Source organism: Achromobacter sp. LC458 (assembly GCF_001005835.2).
Taxonomy (GTDB): Bacteria; Pseudomonadota; Gammaproteobacteria; order Burkholderiales; family Burkholderiaceae_B; genus Achromobacter; species Achromobacter spanius_B.
This window is the reverse complement of record NZ_LBHW02000024.1, coordinates 50,117-67,048: the sequence shown is the minus strand read 5'-3', so window position 1 is coordinate 67,048 and position 16,932 is coordinate 50,117. Positions and strand designations below refer to the sequence as shown.

The window sequence follows — 16,932 nt, the reverse complement described above, 5'->3', positions numbered from 1 at the left end:
CTGTGCTCTCCCTGGTTAAGGGTTGGCTTGCGCGGCGCGTGCGCCCTCGCTTGCCCGGGGTGCGACCTGTTCGATCACCAGGCCGCGCTTGACCACGCCGTCCTGGATCGGCTCGTGGGTGAAGTTGCTGTAGGCGAAGTAGATCGTGATGAAGCATCCGATCATGGCCGCGAAGGGGCCGGCCATCAGGATCCACGGCCAGGGCTCGCGGTACCAGGGCTTGGGCGTGGGCAGGGATGAGGCGGTTGTCATGGAAAGTCCTTGAAGCGGGCGAAGCGGGCTTAATCGGGTACGTAGAAACTGGCGGCTTCGTCGGTCTGGATGGACCGGTTTTCGCCGTCGTGGCCGCGCGCGCGCAGCGTGATGGGATGGGCGCCCGGCTCCACGCCGGCAGGCGCGCGGATCACCATGGGCACCAGCTTGTTGGCGGCCGGCTCAACCTCAACCATGTCGGACCCTTGGCGCCCGGCCATCACTTGCAGGCCCGGCATGCCGTCCGCCGACAGGCGCAACCGCATGGCGGTGTCCGACGTGTTGATGATTTGCAGGCGGTAGACGTTTTCGATCTGCCCGCCGGCCACTTCGCGGCCCAAGGCGCCCCGGTCACGGATGACGTCGACCCGCAAGGGGTTGCGCATGGCCAGCGACGCCACAAAGGCCACGGCCAGTATCAGGATCAGCGTGCCGTAGATCAGCACGCGCGGGCGCAGCAGATGCGAGCGCGCGCTTTTGGCGCTCAGGCCATCCTGCATGGCGCGGTCGGACGTGTAGCGGATCAGGCCGGGTTCGTACTGCATCTTGTCCATGACCTGCTCGCAGGCGTCGATACAGGCGCCGCAGCCGATGCACATGTATTGCAGGCCGTCGCGGATGTCGATGCCGGTGGGGCACACTTGCACGCACAGGCTGCAATCGACACAGTCGCCCAGGCCGGCCGCCTTGTGGTCCACTTTGCGCGAGCGCCCGCCGCGCGGGTCGCCCCGGCGCTTGTCATACGTAACGACAAAGGTGTCCGGGTCCACCATGACGCTTTGGAAGCGGGCATAGGGGCACATGTACTTGCACACGGATTCGCGCATGAAGCCGGCGTTGCCCCAGGTGGCAAAGCCATAGAACAACATCCAGAACCATTGCCACGGGCCGAGTTGCAGCGTGAACAATTCGTGGCCCAGTTCGCGGATCGGCGCGAAATAGCCGATGAAGGTCGACCCCGTCCACCATGCCAGTGCAATCCACAGCACATGCTTGGTGATCTTTACGCGTGCCTTGTGCAGGCTCCAGGGTGCTTCGTCCAGACGGATGCGGGCGATGCGGTCGCCTTCGACCTTGCGCTCGATCCACATGAAGATTTCGGTGTAGACGGTTTGCGGACAGGCGTAGCCGCAGAACAGTCGGCCGGCGACGGCGGTGAACAGGAACAGCGCCAGCGCCGAGATGACCAGCAGCACGGCCAGGTACACCACGTCTTGCGGCCACAGCACCAGGCCGAACAGATAGAACTTGCGCGCGCCCAGGTCGAACAGCACGGCTTGGCGGCCGTTCCATTGCAGCCAGGGCAAGCCGTAGAAGATCAGCTGCGTGATGAAGACAAACGCGATGCGCCAGCGGGCAAAGTTGCCGCTGACGGATCGCGGATAGATCTTGCTGCGCACGCCGGCCAGCGTCTGCTCCAGGGTTTCGGCCCCGGGACGAGGCGGACGCGTGTGCGGGCGCCAGGGCGGCGGGTCGCCGCCAGGCTGCGTGCCGACGCTTGCGGTTGACCCTTCATCCATATGCTGCTCCGTACTGTAAGTCCATTGATGTGAAGGGCCGCCGGGGCGTCCCTTCACCTATGCGCCGCCGGCCGCGTTACTTGACCGCCGTGGTGCCGACCGCCGCGGTACCGACCGCCGCGGTATCGACCGCCGCCTGCCCGCCCGCTTCCGGCTTGTTCGACAAGCCCCATACCCACGCCGTCAACACCTTGATCTGCTCGGGATTCAGGATGTGTTCGTGCGCCGGCATGCGGTTGTCGCGACCGTCCAGGATGGTCTTGACGATGGAGGCTTCCGACGAGCCATACAGCCACACGTCGTCCGTCAGGTTGGGCGCGCCCACCAGCTGGTTGCCCTTGCCGTCCACACCGTGACAGGCGACGCAGAAGTTGCCGAACTCGCGCTTGCCACGAAACACGCGCACCGGGTCCGCCGTCAGCCCCGACAAGGACCGCACATACTGGGCAATGTCGCCGGCCGTCTTGGCATCGATGGCGGCCTTCCACGGCGGCATCACGCCATGGCGTCCTTCCTTGATGGTCTTCATGATGGTTTCGGGCGAACCGCCGTGCAGCCAGTCACCATCGGTCAGGTTAGGAAAGCTGGGGCCGCCCTTGGCGTCGGAGCCATGGCACTGCGCGCAGTTGTTCAGGAACAGGCGCTGGCCGATTTCACGGGCGCCCGTGTCCTGCGCGATCTGCGGCACGGTCATCGTTTCAAAACGCGCGTAGATGGGGCGCACGGCCTCGGCCATCTTGGCCTGCTGCCGCGCCACTTCCTCGGTGCTGCTGTAGCCCAGCTGGCCCTTGTACGAACCCAGGCCCGGCATGAAGAACAGATAGCCCAGCGCGAACAGGCACGCCAGCAGGTACATCCACGTCCACCACGTGGGAACAGGATTGTTCAGTTCGGTCAGGTCGCCGTCCCAGACGTGGCCGGTGTCTTCCACCTGCCCGGCGGCCGGCTTGGCGCCCAGCCAGCGGCGCTGCGTATACAGCAGCCACACGCACCAGACCACGCCGCCCACGGCAACGACCGAAATGAAAATGCCCCAGAAGCCATTGACGAAATCGCTCATGACCGCTTCGCTCCATCTTGTTGTGCCTGTCCGAATTCATCGGGCAGTGCGAACGGCAACATGGCCGATTCGCGATTGGCGCTCTGGCGCCCGCGCGAGCAGGCCCACCAGACGATGCCGAAAAAGGTCGCCATGGAAATGGCGGTAATGAATGCGCTCAGGATGCCCAGCATGATCAGCCTCCCGAAGCCGCCGGCGCGGCGGCTTGTGCAGCGGGTTGTGCAGCGGGTTGTGCAGTCGATTGCGCGGCGGCCTTCTTCGCCGCTTCGGCCGCCCGGGCCTCTTCGGCCTGCTTGGCGCGGCGCACGCCCACGCCCAGGCTTTGCAGGTAATCGACCAGCGCGTCTTCTTCCGTCTTGCCCTCGATGGCCTTGGGCGCGCCGGCGATCTGCTCGTCCGTGTAAGGCACGCCCAGCTTGCGCAGGGCAAGCATGCGTTCGGATACGTTCTGACCGGTGATCACCGTCTTTTGCAACCACGGATACGCGGGCATGTTCGATTCGGGCACCACCTTGCGCGGGTCGCGCAAGTGGATGCGGTGCCAGTCGTCGGAATAGCGTTCGCCCACGCGCGCCAGGTCGGGCCCCGTGCGCTTGGAACCCCACAGGAACGGATGATCGAAGACCGATTCGGCGGCCGTCGAATACGAACCATAGCGCTGCACCTCGGCGGCCAGCACGCGCACCTGTTGCGAGTGGCAGCCCACGCAGCCTTCACGGATGTACACGTCGCGGCCCATCAGCCGCAGCGGACTGTAGGGCTCGACGCCCGCCACCGGCTGCGTCGTGCTGTGCTGAAAGAACAGCGGAATGATCTGCACCAGGCCCGCGAAGGACACCACCAGGATGCTGGCAATGATCATCCAGCCGATGTTCTTCTCAAGCGTCTGGTGAGAAAAGAAGCCAGTTTTTTTGTTGGCCATGATGTCCTCGTCAAACAGTGGCGGGCACGGCGGGCGCGGCGGGTGCGGCGACCGACGGGCGAGCGGCATGGGGATCGTCAAGCGGAATGGCGGGGTTGACCGGCTGCGCGCCGCGCACCGTCTTCCACACGTTCCAGGCCATCACGAACACGCCCGACAGGAACAAGGTGCCACCCAGCAAGCGGATCAGGTAGTACGGAACCCGGGTCTTGAGCTCTTCGACAAAGCTGTAGACCAGCGTGCCGTCGGAGGCCGTGTCGCGCCACATCAGGCCCTGCTGCACCCCGGCAATCCACATCGCGGCGATGTACAGCACCACGCCGATGGTGGCGATCCAGAAGTGCAGTTCGATGGCCTTCACGCTGTACATCTTTTCGCGGCCATACAGGCGCGGTATCAGGTAGTAGAGCGAGCCGAAGGAAATCATCGCGACCCAGCCCAGCGCGCCGGAGTGCACGTGGCCGATGGTCCAGTCCGTGTAGTGCGACAGCGCGTTGACGGTGCGGATCGACATCATCGACCCTTCGAACGTGGACATGCCGTAGAACGACAGCGCGGTGACCATGAACTTCAGGATCGGGTCGGTGCGCAGCTTGTACCAGGCGCCTTGCAGCGTCATGATGCCGTTGATCATCCCGCCCCAGGACGGCGCCAGCAGGATCAGCGAAAACGTCATGCCCAGCGATTGCGTCCAGTCAGGCAGCGACGTGTACAGCAAGTGGTGCGGACCCGCCCACATGTACGTGAAGGCCAGCGCCCAGAAGTGGACGATGGACAGGCGGTAGGAATAGATCGGGCGGCCGGCCTGCTTGGGCACGAAGTAATACATCATGCCCAGGAAGCTGGTGGTCAGGAAAAAGCCCACCGCGTTATGGCCGTACCACCACTGCACCATGGCGTCCTGCACGCCGGCGTACGCCGAGTACGACTTCCACATCGACACCGGCATTTCGATGTTGTTGAAGATGTGCAGGATGGCGATGGTCAAGATGTACGAGCCGAAGAACCAGTTGGCCACGTAGATGTGCTTGGACCGGCGCTTGATGATGGTGCCGAAGAACACGATGGCGTAGGCGACCCAGACCAAGGTGATCAGGATGTCGATGGGCCATTCCAGTTCGGCGTATTCCTTGCTGCTGGTAAAGCCCATGGGCAAGGTGATCGCGGCGGCGACGATGACGATCTGCCAGCCCCAGAACGTGAAGGCGGCCAGCTTGTCGCAGAACAAGCGCGCCTGACAGGTGCGCTGGACAACGTAGTACGACGTCGTGAACAGAGCGCTGCCGCCAAAGGCGAAGATCACCGCATTGGTGTGCAGCGGGCGCAGGCGGCCGTAGCTGAGCCATGCGGTGTCGAAATTCAACTGCGGCCAAATCAGCTGCGCGGCGATAAATACGCCCACAGCCATGCCGACTATGCCCCACACCACCGTCATGAGCGCGAACTGCCTCACGATCTTGTAGTTGAAGGTATCGGCCTTGCTTGCGATTGCGGGGCAATCGTTCATCACCCTTCCCCTAAAGTAACAAATAGCTCCAGGCTTGAATGATGGGACTAGGCACACAAGTCGACGTTGATATGGATCAAGCGCACAACGGCCAGACAGGGAACGCGGCAATGCCGCAACGGACTCACGCGCGCGCGGCCTCAATGGCAACGCGCGCGCGGGCGCCCAGGCGCCGGGGAACCGGGGTGTCGGAAATGGGTGGGCGAGGTTTGCGCTTAGCCGCGCGAGCCGCGACCGCTGTCGTCGTCGCGCAGGATCGCCGTGCCGGCGTTGTCGGTATCGTCGTACTGGCCGTTGAACACGGCCCACCACAGCGATACGCCGATGGCCAGCACGAACAGCAGCGACAAGGGCAGCAAGAGATAGAGGATGGTCATGGCGCGGCTTCCAGCGCGCCGACGGGTGCGCTGCCCACCGACCAGTCGCGGCGGCACAGGCGCCACGAGTTATAGGCCACGGCCAGTGAGGACAGCAGCATCGTGATGGCGGCCAGCCAGGGTTGCACCCAGCCCAACAACGCCAGCGGCGTCATCAGCAAATGCCAGATCAACGAGCCGTACAGGTTTTGGCGGGCTTTCTCGCGCGCGCGGCGCAGCAGCGCGCCCAGCGCGGCGTCCGACATGGTGGGGTGCGCGGCCAATGCCGAATGCGCGGACGCCATGGCAGTGGGCACCGCCATCGACATCGCACAGGGGCAGCTCATGACCAGCAGCGCCACCATCACGGGCAGGCTGTGGGCGGGGTCGATGGCCGCCCAGCCGATAGCGGCGGCCAGCGCCAGCACCACCTGCGCCAAGACAAAGCGCGAGGCCAGCCGATCGGCGCGCGCGCCCAATTCCAGCCGTTGGGTTTCCACGCGCTGATGCCGCAGGCCGCCCGCCGCGTCGCCGAAGGATTGGCGGGCGCACAGTTCCAGGTAGCGCGCGGTCAGCAAGAACGCCACGAACATCGTGACGGAATCGAAATAGACGTCGCCGCGCCCGGTCCAGGTGGCGTGAACGCTGGGAACAAACGCCGCCACGATGCCCAACGCAACGGGCACGTCCATGCCCGCGCGGCCGTGGCGCAGGTTGTCACCGGCATGGCGCCAGATGGGCCAGGCCGAATACAGCACCACGGGAATGGTCAGGGCGAAGCTGGCCCAGTTCATCAGCACGATGGCCCAGTCCAGCGTTTCCAGCGCGTCGGCGGGCATGCTGTCATGGCGCAGGTAACCGGGCCACGCAAACATCATGACCTGCATCATGGCGAGCCACGCCAGCGACAGGCGCACCAAGGCGTGGCGGCGTTGCTGGCGGTCGGCGTCGGACAGGGACGCCGGGACGGCGAAAATCGATTTTGCTCGCATGCGCCGATGGTACCCAGCGGCGAAGGCCGGCACCTTGATCTGGATCAAGGCGGCTTTTCCGGCGTCCAAGCCAGCTATCGCAACGCGCCGCGCTTTTTCAGGTCGGCCACCCGCTCGGCGCAGATTCCCGCTTCGGCCAGCACCTCTTCGCTGTGTTCGCCAAACGCGGGCGCGGCGCGCGGCGTGTCCGCCTGGCTGCGACCGAACTTGATCGCCTGCGCGAAGCCCCGGTAGCTGCCAACGACCGGATGCGCGAATGTGGAGATCATGTTCTCGGCCTGCACCTGGGGAAAGTCGAACATGTCTTCAACGCCGCGCGCGGCGGCGCAAGGCACCTCTTCGCCAAACCAGGCTTCCCATTCCAGGGCGGTGCGCGCGCGCAGCGCTTCATGCAGGTGCGGCACGATTTCGTCGCGATGCTCGGCGCGCTTGCGCACCGAGTCGTAACGCGGATTTGCAGCCAGGTCCGCCAGCCCGGTCTTCTCGCACAAGGCCTGCCAGAAGTGCGGCGTGTTGGCCGAGATATACAGATAGCCGCCGCCCGTGGGGTGCAGGCCCGTGATGCCGCCCGAACGCATGTCGCGCCCGATCTCGCGCGGTTCGCCCTCGGCCCAGACCAGCCGGGCCGATTGCAACGCCAGCGCGCTGCGCAGCAAGGACACGCCCACGAACTGCCCGCGACCGCTGCGTTCGCGTTCATACAGCGCCGACGCCACCCCGGCCGCCACCATGGACGACGCGTAGTAATCCACCACTGAGCCGTACAGGATCTCGGGCGGGCCTTCCGCCTTGCCCTGCAACGCGCACATGCCCGTCATGGTTTGCAGCACCTGGTCGTAGCCGGCCTTGTCCTTGAGCGGACCGGTTTCCCCATAGCCGGTGACGGCGCAGTAGATCAGCCGGGGGTTCACCTCGGCCAGCTGCTCGTAGGCGATGCCCAGGCGCGCGGGCACGCTGGGCCGGAAGTTGTGCACCAGCACGTCGGCCTGGCGCGCCAGGTCGTGCAGCACCGCCAACGCGTCGGGCTGTTTCAGGTCCAGCACCAGCCCGCGCTTGCCCCGGTTCACGCCCAGGAAGGCGCGGCTTTCGGTGTCCAGCGTGGACGGGTACTTGCGCAGGTTGTCGCCCGTGGGCGGTTCCACCTTGATGACGTCCGCGCCCTGGTCCGCCAGCAGCGTGCAGCCATACGGCCCGGCGATGTAGGCGCTTAAGTCCAGCACGCGTACGCCCGCCAGCGGGCCACCGGTACAAACGTGTTCAGTTGCCATCATTGCTGTTGCTCCGTGCCGTCCAGCCCCAAGGCCTGGGCCGAACGCAGTATCGCTTCGGCGCGGCGCAGGAACGGGCCGTCGATCATGCGGCCGTCCACCACGAACGCGGCGACGCCTTTGTCCGATGCCTCGCGCGCGGCCTGCACCACGCGGGTAGCGTGGGCGATTTCTTCATCCGTCGGGCGAAACGCGGCGTTGACCAGCGGCACCTGGCGCGGGTGAATGCAGCTTTTGCCCAGGTAGCCCAGGCTGCGCGCCAGCTCGGCCTCGGCGCGAAAGCCCGCTTCGTCTTCGATATTGGCAAAGGCCGAGTCATAGGCAAACACCCCCGCCTCGGCCGCCGCCATGCGCAGCGCAAACATCGCCTGCTGCACGGCCACGTTCTGGCGGCGGCTGATGCCGGCGGGTTCGAAAAGATCCCCCAGGCCCAGCTGCAAGCCGGCCACCGACGGATGCGCGGCCGCCAAGGGGGCCGCCCGGCGCAACGCGCGGGCCGATTCAATGTTCAACAGCAACCCGACCGGTTCATTCACCCCGTTGGCGGCACGCGCCTGTTCGATGGCGCTGGCCGCCGCCACCACGTCGGCCTCGCTTTCCGCCTTTGGCAGATTCACCAGATGCAGGCCCGGCCGCACCACCGCCTGCACGTCGGCATGAAAATGCCCACTGTCCAGCGCGTTGACCCGCACGATCAGCGTCTTGCCCGACGCCGCGGTCTGCGGGTCGGCCAGCATGCGGGCCAGGTGCTCGCGCGCTTCGGCCTTGCGCGACGGGGCCACGGCGTCCTCCAGGTCGAACGACAACGCGTCCGCGGGGCCGCTCAATGCCTTGGCGAATAACTCGGGACGGGAACCTGGAACGAACAGTTTGCTTCTCATGCTTGCGCTCTTGTGACGGAGGTTGAATCGGGGTCGTGCTTATTGAATGGATATGTTCCGGTCGCGCGCCACCTGCTTCCACTTGGCGGCGTCGGCCTGCACCAGATCGGCAAACTGCGGCACGGTCAGTTCGGCCGGCACCGCGCTTTCCTCGGCGAACATGGCGCGCATCTTGTCGTCGTTGACGATGGCGCGGATCTCGGCGTTCAGCTTGTCCACCAGCGGCGCGGGGGTGCCGGCCGGGGCCAGCACGCCCCACCACAGTTCCACCGAGTAGCCGGGCTGGCCTTCACCGATGGTGGGCAGGTCGGGATAGAACTGCGACCGCTTGGGTGACGTGACGGCCAGCACGCGCAGCTTGCCGCCCTTGAGCAGCGATGCCGTCGACGCGAAGCTGCCGATCACGAAATCGACGCGGCCACCGGCCAAATCGTTCAGCGCGTGCGACATGCCCTTGTAGGGCACGTGCGTGAACGCCGTCTTCTCGCCACCCGCCAGGATTTCGCTGGCCATCTGGTTGACCGAGCCCAGCCCGGCGCTGCCGTAGGTCAGCTTGCCCGGTTCTTTGCGGCCGACAGCCAACAGGTCGGCCATGGATTGGTACGGCGAGTCCTTGCCCACCACCAAGGCCATCGGGCTGCGCGCCAGCATCGCCACGGGCGCGAAGCTGCGCACCACGTCGTACTTCAAATTGGTCTGTACCGCCGCGTTGGTGGTCAGCGTGGACGAAGACAGCATCAGCACCGTGCCGTCCTTGGGTGCGCGCGCGACGTATTCCGCGCCAATCGCCCCGCCCGCGCCGGGCCGGTTTTCAACAATGACGGTGTTCGACAGGCGCGCCCCGAGCTTTTCGGCCAGCACGCGTGCGAACACGTCATTGCTGCCGCCAGGCGGAAACGGCACCACCATGGTGATGGTGGGCGGTATGGAGGCGGACTGCGCCATGGCGGTCGCGGGCGCGCCCGCGGCAACCGCCAGCGTCAGGCTCAGGGCCAACGCGGGTATGGCCGCGCGCAGCGTGTGCAAAGTCAGGTTCATCGTAGGTCTCCTCGGTGTCGGTCTGTTCCGGCAGGCGTGGCACGCCCGTCCCGCAGCCGCTTTTCGTTGTGGTCGTCTCGCATACTAGGACCGGCCACTGATGATATAAAGCGAGGATTCTTAAAACACTACGTGAGGATTCCTGATGAAGATCGAATCTTTCCGTACGCTCAATGCGGTGCTGCGCGGCGGCAGCTTCGCGGCGGGCGCCGCGGACATGAACCTGTCGCCCAGCGCCGTCAGCTTGCAGATGAAGCAGATGGAGCAATACTTCGGCCAGCCGCTGTTCGACCGGTCGGCGCTACAGGTCAGGCCGAACGCCTTTGCCGCCGAAGTGGACGCGGTGCTGCAGGACGCGCTGGCCCGGCTGGACGAACTGCGCCGGCGCAGCACGCCCGCCGTTGAAGGGCGCGTGCGGCTGGGCACCATCGAACCGTTGCAGGTCACGCTGCTGCCCCCGCTGCTGCGCAAACTGCGGGAACGCTATCCCCAGCTAGACGTGCGGCTGGTGCGCGGCCGCGCCACCGAATTGACCGAGAAACTGAAAAAAGGGGAAATCGACGCCGCGATCATCACGCAGCCGGAGACGGGCGGGTCCAGCCGCCTGGTGTGGACGCCGCTGTTTCGGGAAACGCTGGTCCTGATCGCCCCGCCCGATTCCTCAGAAACGCGCGTGGCCGAACTGTTCCAGCGCTACGAATGGATCCGCTTTGACAAGACCACTATCGGTGGCCGACTGGCCGCGCGCTATGTGGCGCAGCACGCGCCGCACGCGCGCTGCCGCATCGAAATGCAGTCGCTGGCGGCGCTGACGGCGCTGGTGTCCGCAGGGCTGGGGGTCTGCGTGCTGCCCGAGCCGGGGCGCAACCTGCTAGACGTGCATCCCGTGCGCGTGTTGCCGCTGGGCAAACACGCGCCGTACCGGCAAATTTCCTTTGTGTGCCGGCAAGCAGACGAAGAGAACCGGCTGGTGCAGGCGCTGCTGGAAGGTGCGCGGCCTTAGCCGGGCTCTGCCTGCTTGGCCATATCGATAAACGCGCGCAACGCCGACGATACGCGACGTTGCCTTGGGTAATACAGCATGAAGCCGGCAATTGTGGGGCACCAGTCATCCAGCATGCGCACCAGCCGGCCCGATTGCAGCAGGTCGCGCACGTAGTATTCCGGCACGCAGCCGATGCCGATGCCGTCCACCGCCGCGCGCACTTCCGCGTGCACGTCGCTAAGCGCGATGCGGCCGGACACGTCCACCTCAACCGCCACCCCGTCCTTTTCAAATTCCCATTTGTAGTAGCGCCCGCTGGGAAAGCGGTAGCGCACGCACTCGTGGCCCAGCAGGTCGTCGGGATGGCGCGGCAATGGCCGGCCCGCCAGGTAGGCGGGCGACGCCACGGTCGCCGCGCGCAGGCTGGGGCCGATCGGCACGGCCACCATGTCTTCCGGCACGGCCTCCAGCAAGCGCACGCCGGCATCGAAACCCGAGCCGACGATATCGACAAAGCTGTCGTCCTCGGCGATTTCCAGGCGGATATCCGGGTACGCCGCCAGGAAGCGCGCGGCCATCGGCATCAGCAACATGTAGGACGCCGCGCGAGACGTGTTGATCCGCAGCGTGCCGGACGCCGAACCCCGAAAGTGGTTCATCTCTTCCAACGCGTCGCCCAGGTTGGCAAGGGCGGGAAGCAGGCGCTCGGCCAGGCGCTGGCCGGCGTCGGTCAGCGCCACGCTGCGCGTCGTGCGGTTGAACAGGTTCACGCCCAACCGTTCTTCCAGGCTGCGGATCGCGTAGCTGACGGCGGACGTGGACAGGCCCAGTTCTTCGCCCGCGCGGCGAAAGCTGCAATGCCGGGCGACGGCGGCGAACGCCGCCAGGTGCGACAGGTTATCTGCCTGCATGATTATGCAAATTCCTTCAATAAAGCATGCGGAAATTCTAGCTTGATAGCGGAAATTCCGAGGAATATTGTGAACGTCTGCTTAACAAATTTAATTCGAGTCCACCATGATCCAAGCCCGTGGCTATGCCGCCCACAGTACCGACACCCCGCTCGTCCCGTTCAGCTTCACGCGCCGCGAGCCGGGCGATGACGACGTGCTGATCGACATTCTTTACAGCGGCATCTGCCATTCCGACTTGCATCAGGCGCGCGGCGACTGGGGCAATTCGGTGTTCCCGATGGTGCCGGGCCACGAGATCGTGGGCCGCGTGGCGCAAGTGGGCAAGAACGTCACCAAGTTCAAGGCAGGCGATTTCGCGGGCGTGGGCTGCATGGTGGATTCCTGCCTACATTGCAAGGCCTGCCGCTTGAACCTGGAGCAGTACTGCGAGGAAGGCGCCACCCTGACCTATAACGACAAGGAACGCGGCAGCGACCAGCTGACGTTTGGCGGCTATTCCGACCGCATCGTCGTCAAGGAACACTTTGTTGTGAAGGTGTCTGACAAGCTGGATCTGAAGGCCGTTGCTCCGCTGCTGTGCGCCGGCATCACCACGTATTCGCCGCTGCGCCACTGGAAGGTCGGCCCCGGCCAGAAGGTGGGCGTGATCGGGCTGGGCGGGCTGGGCCACATGGGCGTGAAGTTCGCCCATGCCATGGGCGCACATGTCGTGATGATCACCACTTCCGCCGACAAGGGCCGCGACGCCAGGCGCCTGGGCGCCGACGAGGTGCTGGTGTCGCGCGACGCAGAGGCGATGGCGGCGCACGCGGGCACGTTCGATTTCCTGTTGAACACCGTGCCCGTCAGCCATGACGTGAACCCGTACCTGGCGCTGCTGACGCTGAACGGCACGATGGCGCTGGTGGGCGCGCTGACGCCGCTGGACCCGATTCCGGGCGCGAACCTCATCATGGGCCGCAAGTCGATCGCGGGCTCGGCCATCGGCGGCATGGAAGAAACGCAAGAGATGATGGACTTCTGCGCCGAACACGGCATCGTCAGCGATGTCGAGATCGTGCCGATCCAGGCCGTGAACGAGGCCTATGAACGCCTGGTAAAAAACGACGTGAAGTACCGCTTTGTCATCGACATGGCGTCGCTGGCGCAAGAGGCGGCGGCCGCTTAAGAGCGACAAGGCGCGGGCGCTGCCCCCCGAGGGAAAAAAAAAGGGTGCCCGAAGGCACCCTGAATCCACCCTACAACAGCACCTACAACTGCAAAGCAATCTATCCGTGCGTCACCCGGTCAGCGCTCACCGGGTGACGCACCATGCGTTCAAGCAATCACGCATTCAAGCGTTCAAGCCACCTTCTGTTCCTTGCCGTGTTCGAACTGGGCTTCTTCCGTGGAGCCCGTCAGCGCCGTGGTCGAGGACTGGCCGTTTTCAATCGTCTGCGTCACGGCGTCGAAGTAGCCGGTGCCCACTTCGCGCTGGTGCTTCACGGCGGTGAAGCCCATTTCGGCGGCGGCGAATTCCTTCTGCTGCAATTCCACGAAGGCGCTCATCTGGCGGCGGGCATAGCCGTGGGCCAATTCGAACATGCCGTAGTTCAGTGCGTGGAAGCCGGCCAGCGTGATGAACTGGAACTTGTAGCCCATGGCGCCCAGCTCGCGCTGGAACTTGGCGATGGTGCCGTCGTCCAGGTTCTTCTTCCAGTTGAACGAGGGCGAGCAGTTGTACGCCAGCAGCTTGCCCGGAAATTGGCGATGGATCGCGTCCGCGAACTTGCGGGCATATTCCAGGTTGGGCGTGGACGTTTCGCACCAGATCAGGTCGGCGTACGGCGCGTAGGCCAGACCACGCGAAATGGCTTGATCGATGCCGGCCTTGGTGCGGAAGAAGCCTTCCACGGTGCGCTCGCCGGTGATGAACGGGCGGTCGTTTTCGTCCACGTCGCTGGTCACCAGGTCGGCGGCATCGGCGTCGGTGCGGGCCAGCAGCACGGTGGGCGTGCCCATCGTGTCGGCCGCCAGGCGCGCCGACACCAGCTTGGCCACGGCTTCGCGGGTGGGCACCAGCACCTTGCCGCCCATGTGGCCGCACTTTTTCACGGACGCCAACTGGTCTTCGAAGTGCACGCCCGAGGCGCCGGCGTCGATCATTGCCTTCATCAGTTCAAAGGCATTGAGCACGCCGCCAAAGCCCGCTTCGGCATCGGCCACGATGGGCGCGAAGTAATCGATATAGCCTTCGTCGCCCGGGTTCTTGCCTTCCATCCATTGGATCTGGTCGCAGCGCGCCAACGAATTGTTGATGCGGCGAACCACTTGCGGCACCGAGTTGGCGGGGTACAGCGACTGGTCGGGATACATCTCGCCGGCCAGGTTGGCGTCGCCGGCCACTTGCCAGCCCGACAGGTAGATGGCCTTCAAACCGGCCTTGACCTGTTGCATGGCCTGGTTGCCGGTCAGGGCGCCCAGCGAATTCACGAAGGGTTCGCTATGCAGCAGTTCCCAAAGACGGGTGGCGCCACGTTCGGCCAGCGTGTGCTGCACGCTGATCGAGCCGCGCAGGCGGATGACATCCTCGGCGCTGTAGTCGCGCTTGATGCCCTGCCAGCGGGTGTTCTCGGCCCAGTCTTTCTGCAAATTGCGGATTTCGGTTTCGCGAGTGCTCATGGTGATGCTCCTGGTCAGTGATAAGAAGACTTCAAAGATTCGCGTCTTGCATTGCGTGAATCGTTGGACAAAGTCTATGCCTCTGCTGCAAAGCAAGGTGGGCTTGTGTCTTATAGAAGACGAAAAATATTTGCCTATAAAATCAATAGGTTGAAAGCAGCATTTCGCATCACGAAACGCTTTTGTCATCTATGAAATGCGCTTTGGTTGCGCAGCAGCAGGAACTTTCACATCACGAGACTTACATTTCACAATGCGGAAAAACGGCCTTTTTCGCAGCGCCTACAATGCCGCTATTCCCCCAGCTATTCCTGATTTGCCATGACCCTGTCGCACGGCCCCCTGGGCCAGAGCGTGGCCTACGCCTCGCAATACGATCCTTCGCTGCTGTTCCCCATCGCGCGGTCGCACAACCGCGCGGCGCTGAACCTGACCGCCGGCAACCTGCCCTTTACGGGCGTTGATCTCTGGAACGCCTACGAGCTGTCCTGGCTGGACGCCAAGGGCAAGCCGCGCGTGGCAATGGCCACGTTCTCGGTGCCGGCCGACAGCCCCAACATCATCGAATCCAAGTCATTCAAGCTCTATCTGAATTCGTTCAACCAGACGCGGCTGGTCAATTCCGCCGCGCTGCGTGGGCGGCTGGAACGCGACCTGAGCGCCGCGGCCGGCGCGCCGGTGGGCCTGGACTTCTTCCTGCCGCAGCGATTTTCCGAATTGCAGATGGGCGAGATGGACGGCATCTATATCGACAAGCTGGATATCGAGATCGACACCTACGAGCCGGCGCCGCAAGTGCTGCGCACGCGGCCGGGCGACGTGGTCCAGGAAACGCTGGCATCGCGGCTGTTGAAGTCCAACTGCCCCGTGACGGGCCAGCCGGATTGGGCCAGCGTGCAGATCCGCTACCGGGGCGCGCCCATCGACCGGGAATCGCTGCTGCGCTATGTGGTGTCCTTCCGCCAGCACGCCGAATTTCACGAACACTGCGTCGAGCGCATCTTCAGCGACATCATGCAGGCGTGCGCCCCCGAACAGCTGACTGTGTACGCGCGCTACACGCGCCGTGGCGGGCTGGACATCAACCCCTGGCGCAGCAACTTCGAAGCCGCGCCCCCGGCCGACGTGCGCACCGTTCGGCAATAAAGCCCACGCGGCGCGCCGCCTGGCGCGCGCCGCGGCTCGCCCGTTCTCACGCTTAGTTACACACGCACTGCCCGCCGCCGTTTTCGTTTATGGTTCGCACGGCATCAGGGCGGGCCGACCGGCTCGCCGCCACATCCGAACCTTAGACATTTCACTCCCCCAAGGAGGCGGCAATGCAAGTGCGAGATTGGTTTGTCGAGCGTCAACCCGAGTACGCGCAATGGAGGCAAGACCTGCATGCGCACCCCGAGTTGAGTTTCCAGGAACACCGCACCGCCGAGCTCGTCGCGGCCAAGCTGCGGCAATGGGGTCTGGACGTGCATGCCGGCATCGGCGGCACAGGCGTGGTGGCCGTGTTGCAGGGCGAACGGCCGGGCAAGCGCCGCATCGGCCTGCGCGCCGACATGGACGCGCTGCCTATGCAGGAAAAAACCACGCTGCCCTACCGTTCCACCCATGAAGGCACGTTCCATGGCTGCGGCCACGACGGCCACACCGCCACACTGCTGGCCGTGGCGCAGCACCTGTCGCAAAACCGGGACTTTGCCGGCACCATCAACTTCATCTTCCAGCCCGCCGAGGAAACCCTGGCCGGCGGCGTCGCGATGATGGCCGATGGACTCTTCAAGCGCTTTCCGTGCGACGAAATCTATGGCTTGCACAACAACCCCATGGTCGGCAAGGGCCGCGTGGCCGTGCGCGAAGGCGCGTTGCTGGCAGCCTGTGACGGTTTTGTCATCCGCGTGCATGGCGTGGGCTGCCACGGCGGCATGCCGCAACAGGGCAATGACCCGGTCGTCATCGCCTGCCAGTTGGTGGGCATGCTGCAAACCGTTGTCAGCCGCGCGCTGGACCCTCTGGAATCGGGCGTGGTCAGCGTCGGCATGATGAACGGCGGCACCGCGCCCAACGTCATCCCCGACCTGATCGAGCTGCGCGGCACGATCCGCACCATGAGCCTCGCCGCCCGCGAAACAGCCCTGCGCCGGGTACGTGAAATGTGCGAGGGGCTTGGGGTTGCCAACGCCACCCGCATCGACGTCGAATTCGGCATGGGCTGCCCCCCGACCATCAACGCGCCCGGTCCGGCGGCCACCGTCACGGCGGCCGCCACGCGCGTCGTCGGCGCCGACCTGGTCGATGACCGCATCACCCCGTTGATGGCGGGAGAAGATTTCGCGTATCTGCTCCAGGAATGTCCGGGCGCCTACTTCTTCGTAGGCCAGGACGGCCACTTCTGCCATCACCCGGAATACGACTTCGACGACGACATCCTGCCCACGGGCGCGGCCGTATTCGTTGAGATCGTGCGCGACCGCCTGGGCTGATCCGCCCTTTTCCCTGGCTGTTTCCCTTAGCTTTTCCATCCACGGACGCGCCGCTGCGGCGCGCCCGTGTTCCCTTACGCCTGTACGGCGCTTGCAGGAGTC

General features: G+C 64.9%; 17 protein-coding genes. 4 read left to right on the top strand and 13 right to left on the bottom strand.

All coding sequences use genetic code 11. The features are described 5' to 3' along the window. Positions 1–15: 15 nt before the first annotated feature. The 11 genes from YH64_RS19565 to YH64_RS19515 all read right to left on the bottom strand — a co-directional run bounded on the left by YH64_RS19565 (position 16) and on the right by YH64_RS19515 (position 9,796). On the bottom strand, positions 16–252 hold the full coding sequence (locus YH64_RS19565) for a FixH family protein (RefSeq protein WP_046805397.1): 237 nt from the start codon (positions 250–252) through the stop codon (positions 16–18). A 29-nt stretch (positions 253–281) separates the two neighbouring features. Continuing rightward, on the bottom strand, positions 282–1,772 hold the full coding sequence (gene ccoG, locus YH64_RS19560) for a cytochrome c oxidase accessory protein CcoG (protein WP_046805398.1): 1,491 nt from the start codon (positions 1,770–1,772) through the stop codon (positions 282–284). A 76-nt stretch (positions 1,773–1,848) separates the two neighbouring features. After that, the gene (gene ccoP, locus YH64_RS19555) at positions 1,849–2,832 is read right to left on the bottom strand and encodes a cytochrome-c oxidase, cbb3-type subunit III (RefSeq protein ID WP_046805399.1); all 984 of its coding nucleotides are present in this window, start codon (positions 2,830–2,832) and stop codon (positions 1,849–1,851) included. Next, complete coding sequence (locus tag YH64_RS19550) at positions 2,829–3,005, bottom strand: cytochrome oxidase (protein ID WP_046805400.1); 177 nt, start codon at positions 3,003–3,005, stop codon at positions 2,829–2,831. Before YH64_RS19550 ends, ccoP begins: the two co-directional genes overlap by 4 nt. A gap of 2 nt (positions 3,006–3,007) precedes the next feature. Next, positions 3,008–3,754: a cytochrome-c oxidase, cbb3-type subunit II gene (gene ccoO, locus YH64_RS19545; protein WP_046805455.1), complete on the bottom strand. Its 747-nt coding sequence runs from the start codon at positions 3,752–3,754 to the stop codon at positions 3,008–3,010. Between the two features lie 10 nt (positions 3,755–3,764). After that, complete coding sequence (gene ccoN, locus YH64_RS19540) at positions 3,765–5,261, bottom strand: cytochrome-c oxidase, cbb3-type subunit I (RefSeq protein WP_046805401.1); 1,497 nt, start codon at positions 5,259–5,261, stop codon at positions 3,765–3,767. A gap of 215 nt (positions 5,262–5,476) precedes the next feature. Further along, positions 5,477–5,638, bottom strand: a complete 162-nt coding sequence (gene ccoS / locus YH64_RS19535) for a cbb3-type cytochrome oxidase assembly protein CcoS (protein ID WP_046805402.1) — start codon at positions 5,636–5,638, stop codon at positions 5,477–5,479. Then, a complete protein-coding gene (locus tag YH64_RS19530) occupies positions 5,635–6,609 on the bottom strand; it encodes a membrane protein (RefSeq protein WP_046805456.1) in 975 nt (324 codons plus the stop codon). Before YH64_RS19530 ends, ccoS begins: the two co-directional genes overlap by 4 nt. A gap of 74 nt (positions 6,610–6,683) precedes the next feature. Next, positions 6,684–7,880, bottom strand: a complete 1,197-nt coding sequence (locus tag YH64_RS19525; protein ID WP_046805403.1) for a CaiB/BaiF CoA-transferase family protein — start codon at positions 7,878–7,880, stop codon at positions 6,684–6,686. Continuing rightward, positions 7,877–8,758: a CoA ester lyase gene (locus tag YH64_RS19520; RefSeq protein WP_143215445.1), complete on the bottom strand. Its 882-nt coding sequence runs from the start codon at positions 8,756–8,758 to the stop codon at positions 7,877–7,879. The genes YH64_RS19525 and YH64_RS19520 overlap by 4 nt, the downstream gene beginning before the upstream one ends. A 39-nt stretch (positions 8,759–8,797) precedes the next feature. Beyond that, positions 8,798–9,796 (bottom strand): tripartite tricarboxylate transporter substrate binding protein, encoded by a 999-nt coding sequence (locus tag YH64_RS19515; protein WP_046805405.1) that lies wholly within the window; start codon positions 9,794–9,796, stop codon positions 8,798–8,800. Positions 9,797–9,941: 145 nt separating this feature from the next. On the opposite strand from YH64_RS19515, the gene YH64_RS19510 reads away from it, so the two are divergent. After that, positions 9,942–10,799: a LysR family transcriptional regulator gene (locus YH64_RS19510; RefSeq protein WP_046805406.1), complete on the top strand. Its 858-nt coding sequence runs from the start codon at positions 9,942–9,944 to the stop codon at positions 10,797–10,799. On the opposite strand, the gene YH64_RS19505 is transcribed toward YH64_RS19510, so the two are convergent. Continuing rightward, positions 10,796–11,692, bottom strand: coding sequence for a LysR family transcriptional regulator (locus tag YH64_RS19505; protein WP_046805407.1), 897 nt, complete (start codon positions 11,690–11,692; stop codon positions 10,796–10,798). The two genes, YH64_RS19510 and YH64_RS19505, sit on opposite strands and share 4 nt — an antisense overlap. 106 nt (positions 11,693–11,798) lie before the next feature. On the opposite strand from YH64_RS19505, the gene YH64_RS19500 reads away from it, so the two are divergent. Continuing rightward, positions 11,799–12,863 carry an NAD(P)-dependent alcohol dehydrogenase gene (locus YH64_RS19500; RefSeq protein WP_046805408.1) on the top strand — a complete coding sequence of 355 codons (1,065 nt, stop codon included), beginning with the start codon at positions 11,799–11,801 and terminating at the stop codon, positions 12,861–12,863. A gap of 173 nt (positions 12,864–13,036) precedes the next feature. Here the strand turns inward: YH64_RS19500 and aceA are convergent, their stop codons facing one another. Next, the gene (gene aceA, locus YH64_RS19495) at positions 13,037–14,356 is read right to left on the bottom strand and encodes an isocitrate lyase (protein ID WP_046805409.1); all 1,320 of its coding nucleotides are present in this window, start codon (positions 14,354–14,356) and stop codon (positions 13,037–13,039) included. A 321-nt stretch (positions 14,357–14,677) separates the two neighbouring features. Between aceA and queF the strand changes: the two genes are divergently transcribed. Both queF and YH64_RS19485 read left to right on the top strand, forming a co-directional pair. Continuing rightward, positions 14,678–15,502: an NADPH-dependent 7-cyano-7-deazaguanine reductase QueF gene (queF, locus tag YH64_RS19490; protein ID WP_046805410.1), complete on the top strand. Its 825-nt coding sequence runs from the start codon at positions 14,678–14,680 to the stop codon at positions 15,500–15,502. A gap of 173 nt (positions 15,503–15,675) precedes the next feature. Further along, a complete protein-coding gene (locus tag YH64_RS19485) occupies positions 15,676–16,830 on the top strand; it encodes a M20 aminoacylase family protein (RefSeq protein WP_046805411.1) in 1,155 nt (384 codons plus the stop codon). Positions 16,831–16,932: the final 102 nt, after the last annotated feature.

Excerpts from the sequence above, each read along its gene's own strand:
- YH64_RS19565 (WP_046805397.1), bottom strand. The coding sequence starts at position 252 with ATGACAACCGCCTCATCCCTGCCCACGCCCAAGCCCTGGTACCGCGAG.
- ccoG (WP_046805398.1), bottom strand. The coding sequence starts at position 1,772 with ATGGATGAAGGGTCAACCGCAAGCGTCGGCACGCAGCCTGGCGGCGAC.
- ccoP (WP_046805399.1), bottom strand. The coding sequence starts at position 2,832 with ATGAGCGATTTCGTCAATGGCTTCTGGGGCATTTTCATTTCGGTCGTT.
- YH64_RS19550 (WP_046805400.1), bottom strand. The coding sequence starts at position 3,005 with ATGCTGGGCATCCTGAGCGCATTCATTACCGCCATTTCCATGGCGACC.
- ccoO (WP_046805455.1), bottom strand. The coding sequence starts at position 3,754 with ATGGCCAACAAAAAAACTGGCTTCTTTTCTCACCAGACGCTTGAGAAG.
- ccoN (WP_046805401.1), bottom strand. The coding sequence starts at position 5,261 with ATGAACGATTGCCCCGCAATCGCAAGCAAGGCCGATACCTTCAACTAC.
- ccoS (WP_046805402.1), bottom strand. The coding sequence starts at position 5,638 with ATGACCATCCTCTATCTCTTGCTGCCCTTGTCGCTGCTGTTCGTGCTG.
- YH64_RS19530 (WP_046805456.1), bottom strand. The coding sequence starts at position 6,609 with ATGCGAGCAAAATCGATTTTCGCCGTCCCGGCGTCCCTGTCCGACGCC.
- YH64_RS19525 (WP_046805403.1), bottom strand. The coding sequence starts at position 7,880 with ATGATGGCAACTGAACACGTTTGTACCGGTGGCCCGCTGGCGGGCGTA.
- YH64_RS19520 (WP_143215445.1), bottom strand. The coding sequence starts at position 8,758 with ATGAGAAGCAAACTGTTCGTTCCAGGTTCCCGTCCCGAGTTATTCGCC.
- YH64_RS19515 (WP_046805405.1), bottom strand. The coding sequence starts at position 9,796 with ATGAACCTGACTTTGCACACGCTGCGCGCGGCCATACCCGCGTTGGCC.
- YH64_RS19510 (WP_046805406.1), top strand. The coding sequence starts at position 9,942 with ATGAAGATCGAATCTTTCCGTACGCTCAATGCGGTGCTGCGCGGCGGC.
- YH64_RS19505 (WP_046805407.1), bottom strand. The coding sequence starts at position 11,692 with ATGCAGGCAGATAACCTGTCGCACCTGGCGGCGTTCGCCGCCGTCGCC.
- YH64_RS19500 (WP_046805408.1), top strand. The coding sequence starts at position 11,799 with ATGATCCAAGCCCGTGGCTATGCCGCCCACAGTACCGACACCCCGCTC.
- aceA (WP_046805409.1), bottom strand. The coding sequence starts at position 14,356 with ATGAGCACTCGCGAAACCGAAATCCGCAATTTGCAGAAAGACTGGGCC.
- queF (WP_046805410.1), top strand. The coding sequence starts at position 14,678 with ATGACCCTGTCGCACGGCCCCCTGGGCCAGAGCGTGGCCTACGCCTCG.
- YH64_RS19485 (WP_046805411.1), top strand. The coding sequence starts at position 15,676 with ATGCAAGTGCGAGATTGGTTTGTCGAGCGTCAACCCGAGTACGCGCAA.